9 protein-coding genes are annotated in these 10945 nt (G+C 68.3%); 6 read left to right on the forward strand and 3 right to left on the reverse strand.

Translation table 11 applies throughout. The annotated features are described in order from the left end of the window. Positions 1-292 precede the first annotated feature (292 nt). Entirely contained in the window at positions 293-1795 is a 1503-nt protein-coding gene (locus ACAM49_RS35170; RefSeq protein ID WP_369639857.1) for an MFS transporter, read from the forward strand. Between the two features lie 23 nt (positions 1796-1818). On the opposite strand, the gene ACAM49_RS35175 is transcribed toward ACAM49_RS35170, so the two are convergent. Both ACAM49_RS35175 and ACAM49_RS35180 read right to left on the reverse strand, forming a co-directional pair. Continuing rightward, positions 1819-2832, reverse strand: coding sequence for an alpha/beta hydrolase (locus ACAM49_RS35175; protein WP_369639858.1), 1014 nt, complete (start codon positions 2830-2832; stop codon positions 1819-1821). Between the two features lie 2 nt (positions 2833-2834). Further along, positions 2835-3188: a hypothetical protein gene (locus tag ACAM49_RS35180; RefSeq protein WP_369639859.1), complete on the reverse strand. Its 354-nt coding sequence runs from the start codon at positions 3186-3188 to the stop codon at positions 2835-2837. Positions 3189-3310: 122 nt separating this feature from the next. On the opposite strand from ACAM49_RS35180, the gene ACAM49_RS35185 reads away from it, so the two are divergent. Further along, positions 3311-4351: a hypothetical protein gene (locus ACAM49_RS35185; RefSeq protein WP_369639860.1), complete on the forward strand. Its 1041-nt coding sequence runs from the start codon at positions 3311-3313 to the stop codon at positions 4349-4351. 32 nt (positions 4352-4383) lie between these two features. On the opposite strand, the gene ACAM49_RS35190 is transcribed toward ACAM49_RS35185, so the two are convergent. Beyond that, positions 4384-5175 (reverse strand): SAM-dependent methyltransferase, encoded by a 792-nt coding sequence (locus ACAM49_RS35190; RefSeq protein WP_369639861.1) that lies wholly within the window; start codon positions 5173-5175, stop codon positions 4384-4386. 378 nt (positions 5176-5553) lie between these two features. Between ACAM49_RS35190 and hutH the strand changes: the two genes are divergently transcribed. The 4 genes from hutH to ACAM49_RS35210 form a co-directional block, all read left to right on the forward strand. Beyond that, on the forward strand, positions 5554-7098 hold the full coding sequence (hutH, locus tag ACAM49_RS35195) for a histidine ammonia-lyase (protein ID WP_369639862.1): 1545 nt from the start codon (positions 5554-5556) through the stop codon (positions 7096-7098). Then, a complete protein-coding gene (gene hutU / locus ACAM49_RS35200) occupies positions 7095-8744 on the forward strand; it encodes a urocanate hydratase (RefSeq protein ID WP_369639863.1) in 1650 nt (549 codons plus the stop codon). Before hutH ends, hutU begins: the two co-directional genes overlap by 4 nt. Before the next feature lie 15 nt (positions 8745-8759). After that, entirely contained in the window at positions 8760-10055 is a 1296-nt protein-coding gene (locus ACAM49_RS35205; protein WP_369639864.1) for a formimidoylglutamate deiminase, read from the forward strand. A gap of 65 nt (positions 10056-10120) precedes the next feature. Next, positions 10121-10945, forward strand: an 825-nt coding sequence (locus ACAM49_RS35210; RefSeq protein ID WP_369639865.1) for an imidazolonepropionase, incomplete at its 3' end; no start/stop codon positions are given.

Below are 10945 nucleotides of genomic sequence, written 5' to 3' on the forward strand. Positions count from 1 at the left end.
CCCCACCCTGCTCACCTTCGACGCCCCCGCCCCGGACCTCGAGGTACCCGTGCTCCCCATGTCGACCTCCGAGGGCTACGACATCCGCCCGGGCACCTACGTCCTGGTCCGCCCCGACGGCTACATCGGAGCGATCAGCGAATCCGCCGAAGTGATCGGCAAATACCTGACCCGCTGACGCCCTCGACATGGCTCCTCGCGGTTGAGCGGCGATCCTCTCCGGGTGCTCTATGGTTTGTGCGGGCAATCGCTGGGTAGGCAGAGTACGCGGAAATCGGACTCGGGAGTGGTGATGTCGGAGGCGCTCGGAGGCGGAGTGGTGCGGACCCTGGTGCCCGCCCGGATCGATCGATTGCCCTGGTCGAGATTCCACACCCGCCTGGTGGCGGCGCTCGGGGTGGCGTGGATCCTGGACGGGCTGGAGATCACGGTGGCCAGCGCGGTCGCCGACACCCTGACCAAACCCGAGACGCTGGACATGTCCTCGGCCGCGGTCGGGCTCATCGCGACGGTGTATCTGGCCGGTGAGGTGGTCGGCGCGCTGGTCTTCGGGAACCTCTCGGACCGGCTGGGGCGGCGCAAGCTGTTCCTGGTCACCCTGGGCGTGTACCTGGTCGGAAGCGGGCTCACCGCGGCCACTTTGGGCAATGGCCCGGGCTGGGTGGCGTTCCTGTACCTCACCCGGTTCATCGCGGGCACCGGGATCGGCGGCGAGTACGCGGCCATCAATTCGGCCATCGACGAACTGATTCCGGCCCGGTATCGCGGCCGGGTCGACATCGCGGTGAACGGAACCTATTGGGCCGGAGCGATTATCGGCACGCTGGGCACCTTCATTCTGCTCAATCACATGAGCCTGTCGCTGGGCTGGCGGCTCGGGTTCCTGATCGGCCCGGTGCTGGGCCTGGTGATCCTGGTCGTGCGCCGGCATCTGCCCGAGAGCCCGCGCTGGCAGATCATGCACGGGCGCGCCCGGGAGGCCGAGGCATCGATCGAGGAGATCGAGCGGGACGTGGCGGCGACGGGCGTGGAGCTGCCGCCGATCGACGAATCGAAGGCGATGGAGGTGAAACCCACCGATCGCATCGGCTATGTGGCGCTGACCCGGGTGCTGTTCCGGGAGTATCCGCGCCGCGCCATCCTCGGCGCGAGCCTGATGATCAGCCAGTCGTTCCTGTACAACGCCATCTTCTTCACCTACACGCTGGTGCTCGGGAAGTTCTATGGCGTGCCGTCGGAATCGACGCCCATCTATCTGATCGCCTTCGCGGTCGGCAATCTGGTCGGACCACTGACCATCGGGCATCTCTTCGACACCATCGGCCGCCGCCGCATGATCGCGGGCACCTATCTGCTTTCCGGTGTGCTGCTGGCGATTTCGGCGGTGCTGTTCTACACCGGTGTCCTCAATGCCATCACCCAGACGGCCTGCTGGTGCGTCATCTTCTTCTTCGCCTCGGCGGGTGCGAGTTCGGCGTATCTGACCGTGAGCGAGATCTTCCCGCTCGAGGTGCGGGCCAAGGCGATCGCCGTATTCTTCGCCATCGCACAGTGTTTCGGCGCACTCGGGCCGGTCATCTACGGTGCGCTGATCGGTGACGGCGAGCATCCGGGCCGCCTGTTCCTCGGATATCTGCTCGGCGCGGCCGTCATGATCGCGGGCGGGCTGGTCGCCTGGTTCCTCGCGGTGGACGCCGAGGGCCGCTCGCTCGAGGACATCGCGCTGCCGTTGGCGGCCGCCAACCGCAAGGGACCGACGCGCGCGGAGGGCGCGGGCGCACCGTTCTCGACCTGAGTTCGATACGCCCGCACCGGATCTCAGCCGACGACGGACTTCATCCAGTCCTTGACGACGGCGTGATAGTCACGCGTGTTCGGCGCGAGGTTGATGGCGTGCCCGCTGTCGGGCAGCACGTAGGCGCGCAGCTTGGCGGCGGGCACGAAGTACGGGCTCTCCGAGGCCTGCAGCGCGGCGCTGTCGGTGCAGATGCCGAAGCCCGGGCCGCAGGCCAGGCGGTCGCGGCCGCCGTTCACCAGCAGCACCGGGACGTTCATCAGGCTGGACTGGCCGGGCAGGGTGGTCAGCAGGCCGTCGGGATACTCGCTGAGCGAGAAGGTCTCCTTGGTCGCCTCGTCGAGGGCGACCACCTGCGGGTCCGGATTCAGGCCGTAGAAATTGGCGGCGCGGGTGCCGGGTCGGGCCACCAGATAGCCGGAATCGAGGCCGCGCCCGGCGAATTCGGGCTCGTCGACGGCCGAATGGTAGGTGCCGATGACGCCCAGCACATCGGGGACGCTGAGGGTGTGGGAGTAGCCGGTCAGGATGACGCCGTCGACATCGTGGTAGCCGATCTGCTCCATCATGGAGGTGCTCGAGGTGAGCGAGTGCCCGGCGGTGACGACCTTGGCGAAGGGCGCGTTGCCCGCCAGTCCGGCCCGCAGGGATTGCACGATGACGTGCAGCGCGTCCGAGGTGCCGGTGGCCGTCAACGTGAGACTGGGCGGTCGGCTACTTGCGCCGTTGCCGAGGCGATCCGCCACCAGCGTCGCGTACCCGGCCCGGTTCATGTCCTCCCGGAAGTTGTAGGTATCCGGTTGATACGGGAAGTCCCAATAGACATGGTTGTAATTGGAGCCCGACATCAGAACCATCACGGTGTCGGTCGGCCCGTCCGGCAGGCACAGCGTGCCCGCCACGGTGCCCTGGGACACCCGGAAACTGACATCCTGACAGTGGCCCGCCGCTTGCTGATCGGCGTGGGCGAGGCCGGGAGTGAAGCTGAGCAGGGTCGTGGCCGCGCCGACGGCCAGCGTCCGGAGTAAGGTGCGCACGGTTATGAAATCCCTTGGCTGAAGTCGACTTCCACGGCGTCCTCGGCGACCGCGCCCGCCACCACCTCGAGCGTGCGCGCGTCGAGCGGCGCGCAGCCCAGTCGTTCCAGCGTGGCGTAGCGGTGGTCGCTGTCGGCGAGGCCCATGGCGTGCTCGAGGTCTTTTTCGGTGTCGTACAGCGTGATCGAGAACATGGTCTCGTCCTGCCGGTCGAGAAAGAAGAAGACTTGCCGGGCGCCGGATTCGGACATCGCGTACGGAACGACCTCACCCTGGATAATGGGGAGATTGACCGCCATCGACTCCGGATCCATGGGACATGAGGCCTTCAGTAAACGGGCATAGAGCTTCTTCATCACCGAATCCCTTCCCAGGATTGGTTCCGAGTCCGGCCATCTTCTGGCGAATGACGATACCCCACACGGTGTTCCGCGACCTGCGCATTCGGGAACGTGGTTGAAGATCTAATATGCACGGTATGGGCGCGCGAAATGTGCACTTCGTCGGCAGCTTTCCGGCGGAGAGCACCGACGATGCGATGCGGGCGATGCTCGATGGAGCGGGCTCGCGGCTGCGCACGCTGCCGACCGGGGAGACCCGCCGCTACGAGTGGTACATCCAGCCGATCGTCGACGATCTGGTTGCGCAGGGAGCGCTGGAGGTGAAGCGGGAGGGGTCGTGGCTCTCCAGCACCGACCGCCCGATCCACCGGGCCGCACGCGGCGTCGAGCTGACCGGCGACATGATGCAGCTGGGGTATCTGGACGAGGCGAGGGAGGCGTTACCGATCTTCCGGACCCTGCGCGCGGAGCGGGATCTACCGGAACTGTCACTGCAGATCGGCATGCCCACCGACTTCACCGTGACGTTCATCGCCATGGGCATGTGCGGGGTGCGCAAGCATCGGAACGCGTTCCGTGACGCCACGATTCGCGATATCACCGCCATCCGTGAGCTGGTCGGCGACGACGTGGTTATCCAGTTCGAGGCCACGGCCGAAATGGTGTTGATGGCCAAGTCTCGAGCCCTGCATCGCCGGGCCGACGCGGTCATGGGCTTCGGCCGCGGCATCGCCGAGCTGGCCGCGGCGACTCCGCCGGGCACGCGGATCGGCGTGCACCTGTGCCTCGGCAGCATGCGCAACAAGGCCCGGGCCACCCTGCGTGATACCCGGCCTCTCGTGGCGCTGGCGAATTCCATTGCCCGCCAGTGGCCTTCGGGGCGCGCGCTGGAGTACATCCACGGTCCGCTGGCCGCTGGTGACATTCCGCCCGCGACCCGGCCGGAGTTCTACGCGCCCCTCGCCGGGCTCGAACTGCCCGCGAGTACGCGCTTCTATGCGGGGTTCGTGCACGAAAGTCCCAGTGAGGCAGAGCAGATCGAGACGCTGCGCGTGATCGAGACCGCGCTGCGCCGCCCGGTCGACGGGGTGGCGAGCGCCTGCGGGCTGGGCCGGAGGCCCCGGCCGATCGCGGATGCCCTCATAGCCCGTGCCGACACGCTGGCGGGCGCGGGCTGATTCATCGCCGGTCCGGATGTCCGTCCGGGCGGTCAGTTCTTGCGGCCGACTCCGCAGAGGACCACCAGGCGGGTGGCGGGCAGGCGGGCATCGAGCCACTCATTGGCCGGAAGCAGCCCCGGGGGCAGCATTTCCAACCCCTCGAAGAACTCCAGCACCCGTTCCGGTTCGCGGAATTCGGGCAGGGAGGGACTGTTCACGGCCTGGACCGTGGAGGTGTTCTTGAAGAACGGATGGGTGCTGATGGAGGCGTGCTGGATGACGAGCCGGCTGCCGGGCGCCATGACCTCGCGCAGGCGGGCCACGGCCTCGTAGGGCTTCTCGTCGTCCATGACGAAGTGCAGGACCCCGACGATCAGGAACGCGACCGGCTGGGAGAAGTCGATACCCGCCTCTTCGCGCGACAATTCGAGAACTTTGTCCGGTTCGCGAATGTCGGCGAGGATCGGCGTGACGCCCGGCGCGCCGGTCAGCAGGGCATTGCTGTGGGCGTAGACCACGGGATCGAAATCGATGGACGCCACGATCGCACTCGGCTCCACCTCCTGGGCCACCTCGTGCACATTCGGCGAGATGGGAATGCCCGCGCCGATATCGACGAACTGGCGGATGCCCGCCTCGGCGGCCTCGCGGACGGCCTGCAGCAGGAAGCGGCGACTGTGCCATGCGGTGATCTTGGTATCGGGTGCGACCTCGAGCATCCGATCGCCGTAATCGCGATCGGCGTCGTAGTTGTCCTTGCCGCCGAGCATGTAGTTGTACACACGAGCAGGGTTGGGCCGGAACGGGTCCACTCCAACCGGTGCTCGATTGTTCTCAGGCACCGCACCTCCCTCGACTTCCCCGCCGATCGTAACCAATCCGAGGCCCGCCCCAGAGGAAAACGCGCAGCTTGGCGGCAACCTCCCAGGGATTGCCGCGCTACACAATTCGACCGCCCGGTCGCCTCACCGGTCTCCTTACCGGGCGCCTCAGGTGATTCGACGCGGCCGACCGGTCGGGATGGGATGTCCTGCCCGCCGGTTCGTGATGGGTCCGAGCCGGACCGGCGAATCTGGTCCTATTAGTCCGTATTTGGCGGCATTATTGGGGGCTGTGCCGCCTCCTGCGGGAAAAATGCCGTTGCGGACGTCGCGAAATATCAGCCGAAATCTCGCCGTGGGAACTCGATCCGGAGGGGTGGAAGGGATGGAATGGTGCTCATGACGCGAATCGGAACCGAGCGGGTGCCGGTGGGGGCGGGGCCATTGAGCCCGGCGGCGGTGGTGGCGGTGGCCCGGCACGGGGCGCGGGTGGAGGTGGCCCCGCGGGCCCTGGCCGAGCTGGCGCGGGTGCGGGGGCACATCGACGAGCTGGCGCACAGCGATCGGCCGGTGTACGGGGTGTCCACCGGGTTCGGGGCGCTGGCGTTGCGGCACATTCCGCCGGATCGGCGAATCGATCTGCAGCGCTCGCTGATTCGCTCGCACGCCGCCGGTTCGGGTGCGCCGGTGGAGGCCGAGGTGGTGCGGGCCATGATGCTGCTGCGGCTGCGCACACTGCTGTCCGGGCACACCGGGGTGCGGCCCGAAACCGCGCGGGCGCTGGCCGCGATGCTGGACAGCGGGTTGATTCCCGTTGTGCCGGAATACGGTTCGCTGGGCTGCTCGGGTGATCTGGCCCCGCTGGCCGCGGTCGCGCTGGCGCTCATGGGCGAGGGCTCGGTGTTGGGGCCGGACGGGCCGCGCCCGATCGGACCGCTGCTGGCCGAGCACGGGCTGACGCCGATCACACTGGCGGAGAAGGAAGGTCTGGCGCTCACCAATGGCACCGATGGCATGCTGGGCATGCTGGTGCTGGCCATCGAGGATCTGCGCCGGCTGCTGGATCTGGCCGATCTGACCGCGGCCATGAGCGTGGAGGCGCAGCTGGGCACCGATCGGGTGTTCGCGGCCGAGCTGCAGGCGTTGCGGCCGCATCCCGGGCAGGCGGTGGCGGCGGCGCGGATGATGGCGGCGGTGGACGGGTCGGAGATCGTGGCCAGTCATCGTGGCGAGGACTGCCCGCGGGTGCAGGACGCGTACTCGCTGCGGTGCGCGCCGCAGGTACACGGCGCGGCGCGGGACACCCTGGACCATGCGGCGACCGTCGCCGAACGTGAATTGTCTTCCGCCATCGACAATCCCGTGGTGCTGGCGGACGGGCGGGTGGAGTCCAACGGCAACTTCCACGGTGCGCCGGTGGGCTACGTGCTGGACTTCCTGGCCATCGCCGTCGCGGATGTGGCGAGCATTGCCGAACGGCGCACCGACCGGATGCTGGATGTGCACCGCTCGCACGGGCTGCCCGCGTTCCTGGCCGCCGATCCGGGCGTCGACTCCGGGTACATGATCGCGCAGTACACGCAGGCCGGGGTGGTGTCGGAGCTGAAGCGGTGCGCGGTACCGGCATCGGTGGATTCCATTCCGTCCAGCGCCATGCAGGAGGACCACGTGTCCATGGGCTGGGCGGCCGCCCGCAAGCTGCGGCGCGCGGTGGACGGACTGACGACCGTGCTGGCCATCGAATTGCTCACCGCGGCACGGGCATTGGACTTCCGGGCGCCGCTGCGGCCCGCGCCGGTGACGGGTGCGGTGCGGGATCTGCTGCGCGAGCGGGTGCCCGGACCGGGGCCGGATCGGCATCTCGCGCCGGATATCGCCGCCGTCGTCGACCTGGTTCGGTCGGGGGCATTGGATCACCATCTCGCATTGGGGGTTTCGTCATGACCAGAACCGTTCGCGCCGCGCGGGGCTCCGTGCTCACCGCGCGCTCGTGGCAGACCGAGGCGGCCTGGCGCATGCTGCACAACAATCTGGATCCCGACGTCGCCGAGCGGCCGGAGGATCTGGTCGTGTACGGCGGCACCGGCAAGGCGGCCCGGGACTGGCCCAGCTTCGACGCCATCGCCCGCACCCTGGTCGATCTGCGCGAGGACGAGACGCTGCTGGTGCAGTCCGGTAAGCCGGTGGGGGTGGCGCGCACCCATGAATGGGCGCCGCGGGTGCTCATCGCCAACTCGAATCTCGTTCCGGACTGGGCGAATTGGCCGGAGTTTCGGCGGCTGGAGGCGGCCGGGCTCACCATGTACGGGCAGATGACGGCCGGGTCGTGGATCTATATCGGGACGCAGGGGATTCTGCAGGGGACCTATGAGACGTTCGCGGCGGTGGCGGCCAAGCGATTCGGCGGCAGTCTGGCCGGAACGCTCACGCTCACAGCGGGTCTCGGCGGAATGGGCGGGGCGCAGCCGCTGGCGGTGACCATGAACGGCGGGGTGGCGCTGTGTATCGAATGCAATCCGCGGCATGCGCGGCGGCGGGTCGAGACGCGGTATCTGGACGAGATCGCCGAGGGTCTGGACGATGCGCTGCGGCGGGTGCTGGCCGCCAAGGCCGAGCGGCGGGCGCTGTCGGTGGGGTTGATCGGCAATGCCGCCGAGGTGCTGCCCGAGCTGCTGCGCCGCGAGGTCGAGGTGGATATCGTCACCGATCAGACCTCCGCCCATGACCCGTTGACGTATCTGCCGATCGGGATCGCGCTCGAGGACTGGGACGACTACGCGAGCAAGAAGCCGGACGAATTCACGCGGCGCGCACGGGATTCCATGGCGTTGCATGTCGGGGCCATGGTCGGGTTCATGGATCGCGGGGCCGAGGTGTTCGACTACGGCAATTCGATTCGCGGGGAGGCGAAGCTGGCGGGATTCGAGCGTGCCTTCGACTTTCCCGGCTTCGTGCCCGCCTACATTCGGCCGTTGTTCTGTGAAGGGAAGGGGCCGTTCCGGTGGGTCGCGCTGTCGGGTGATCCGGCCGATATCGCCGCCACCGACCGGGCGATGCTCGAGTTGTTTCCCGAGCATGAATCCCTCGCCCGCTGGATCCGTCTGGCCGGGGAGCGGGTCGCGTTCCAGGGGCTGCCCGCCCGCATCTGCTGGCTGGGTTACGGGGAACGGCAGGCCGCCGGGCTGCGGTTCAACGAGATGGTCTCGCGCGGAGAGGTTTCCGCGCCCATCGTGATCGGGCGCGATCACCTCGACTGCGGGTCGGTCGCCTCGCCGTATCGGGAGACCGAGTCGATGGCCGACGGGTCGGACGCGATTGCGGACTGGCCGCTGCTCAACGCGCTCGTGAATACCGCGTCGGGGGCCAGTTGGGTGTCGATTCACCACGGTGGCGGCGTGGGGATGGGGCGGTCCATTCATGCCGGACAGGTCACCGTCGCCGATGGGACCGCGCTCGCGGGGCAGAAGATCGAGCGGGTGCTGACCAATGATCCGGGGATGGGGGTGCTACGTCATGTCGATGCCGGGTATCCGGAGGCGGAGGCTGTCGCTCGTACCAAGGATGTTCGGATTCCGATGTGGGAGGAGTGAATCGGTGACGGCCGAATGAGTACCTACTGGTGTCCGCGGGCGTGGCTGCCCGGCGGGGTGGCCGAGGGCGTGCGGATCGATATCGCCGAGGGGGTCATCACCTCGGTTGTCGCCGGTGAGAAGCCTTGTGGAACAATGCTTGCCGGGCTCGTGGTGCCCGGATTCGCCAATGGGCACTCGCACGCCTTCCACCGGGCGCTGCGCGGGCGGACGCATGGCGATCGCGGGAGCTTCTGGACCTGGCGGGAGCGGATGTACGCGGTGGCACGGCGATTGGAGCCGGACTCGTACTATCGGCTGGCGCGGGCGGTGTACGCCGAGATGGTGCTGGCCGGGTACACGAGCGTCGCGGAATTCCATTACCTGCATCATCCGGGGCGCGGGCAGCGGTATGCCGACCCGAACGAGTTCTCCCACGCGCTGGTCGCGGCGGCTGTCGACGCGGGGATTCGGCTGACGCTGCTCGATGTGTGTTATCTGGCCGGTGGTTTCGGTGAGCCGACCGCCGGGGTGCAGCAGCGATTCGACGATGGCGATGCCGAGGCGTGGGCGCGGCGCGTCGAATCCTTCGACCCGGCAGGCGAATTGGTCATCACGGGCGCGGCGATCCACTCGGTGCGTGCCGTGCCCGCCGAACAGATACCCGTGGTGGTACGCGCCGCGGCTGGGCGTCCATTGCATGTGCACCTGTCGGAGCAGCCGCTCGAGAACGAGGAATGCCTGGCCGTACACGGCTGCACGCCGACCCAATTGCTCTCGGCGGCAGGGGCTCTCACCCCGCGTACGGCGGCGGTGCATGCCACCCATCTCACGCCCGGCGACATTGCCGAGCTGTCCGGCTGCTGGGCTTGCCTGTGCCCCAGCACCGAAGCCGACCTCGGGGACGGTATCGGCCCGGCCCGGGCCCTCGCGGACGCGGGTGTGCGCCTGGCACTCGGCAGCGACGGTCAATCCGTCATCGACCCGTGGTTCGAGACGCGGGCGCTGGAATTCCATGAACGGCTCGCGAGCGGGCGACGGGGGTGCTTCGAGGTCGGTGAATTGCTGACCGCCGCTACCGCACACGCGGCATCCGGTTGGTCGAACCTGGGAGCGATCGCGCCCGGCCGGGACGCCGACCTGGTGTGCGTGGACACCGGGTCATTCCGCACGGCCGGCGCATCGGACGCCGGAATCCTCTTCGCGGCAACGGCATCCGATGTCACCGACGTCATGATCGCGGGCCGCTGGGTGGTGCGCGACCGTACCCACCGGACCGTCACCGATGTGCCCGCCGCCCTCGCCACCGAGATCGGAGCGCTATGGCAATGAACCCGGCCGCGACCGTCATCATCGGCATCGGTGAACTCACCACCAACACAGACGAATTCGGTGTCATGCACGATGCCGCCCTGGCCCTGGAGGGCGACCGCATCAGCTGGATCGGCTCGTCCACCTCCGCCCCCGACGCCGATCACCGCGTCGACGTCGGCGGCCGCGCGGTCCTCCCCGGCTGGGTCGACAGCCATACCCACCTGGTCTTCGCGGGTGACCGCACCGAGGAATTCGGCGCCCGCCTGAGCGGAACCCCGTACTCCGCCGGAGGAATCCACACCACCGTCGCCGCCACCCGGGCCGCCACCGACGAAAGCCTCACCGCCAACCTCCGCCGCCTCCGCGCCGAAGCCCTCCGACAGGGCACCACCTACCTCGAAACCAAAACCGGCTACGGCCTCACCGTCTCCGACGAAAAGCGCTGCGCCACACTGGCAGCCGAAGTGGCCGACGAGGTCACGTTCCTCGGCGCCCACGTAGTCCCACCCGACTTCACCGCCGACTCCTACCTCGACCTGGTCTGCGGCCCCATGCTCGACGCCATAGCCGACGACGTCCGCTGGATCGATGTCTTCTGCGAGACAGGCGCTTTCGACGCCGCCCAATCCGCCCGAGTCCTCGAAGCAGGCAAATCCCGAGGCCTAGGCCTCCGAGTCCACGGCAACCAACTGGCTCCCGGCCCAGGCGTCCAACTGGCCGTTCGGCATGGCGCAGCCAGCGTCGACCACTGCACCTACCTCGCCGACGCCGACATCGAGGCTCTGGCCGCCTCCGACACGGTCGCCACGCTGCTCCCCGCCTGCGACCTCTCCACCCGCCAACCTCTGCCCCCCGCCCGCCGCCTACTCGACGCCGGAGCCCGAATAGCGCTGGCCACCAACGCCAAC

Source organism: Nocardia sp. JMUB6875 (assembly GCF_041154655.1).
Classification (GTDB): Bacteria; Actinomycetota; Actinomycetes; order Mycobacteriales; family Mycobacteriaceae; genus Nocardia.

Bases quoted from the DNA above. Each gene is read 5' to 3' on its own strand.
- ACAM49_RS35205 (WP_369639864.1), top strand. From the start codon at position 8,760: ATGAGTACCTACTGGTGTCCGCGGGCGTGGCTGCCCGGCGGGGTGGCC.
- hutH (WP_369639862.1), top strand. From the start codon at position 5,554: ATGACGCGAATCGGAACCGAGCGGGTGCCGGTGGGGGCGGGGCCATTG.
- ACAM49_RS35185 (WP_369639860.1), top strand. From the start codon at position 3,311: ATGGGCGCGCGAAATGTGCACTTCGTCGGCAGCTTTCCGGCGGAGAGC.
- ACAM49_RS35180 (WP_369639859.1), bottom strand. From the start codon at position 3,188: ATGAAGAAGCTCTATGCCCGTTTACTGAAGGCCTCATGTCCCATGGAT.
- ACAM49_RS35170 (WP_369639857.1), top strand. From the start codon at position 293: ATGTCGGAGGCGCTCGGAGGCGGAGTGGTGCGGACCCTGGTGCCCGCC.
- hutU (WP_369639863.1), top strand. From the start codon at position 7,095: ATGACCAGAACCGTTCGCGCCGCGCGGGGCTCCGTGCTCACCGCGCGC.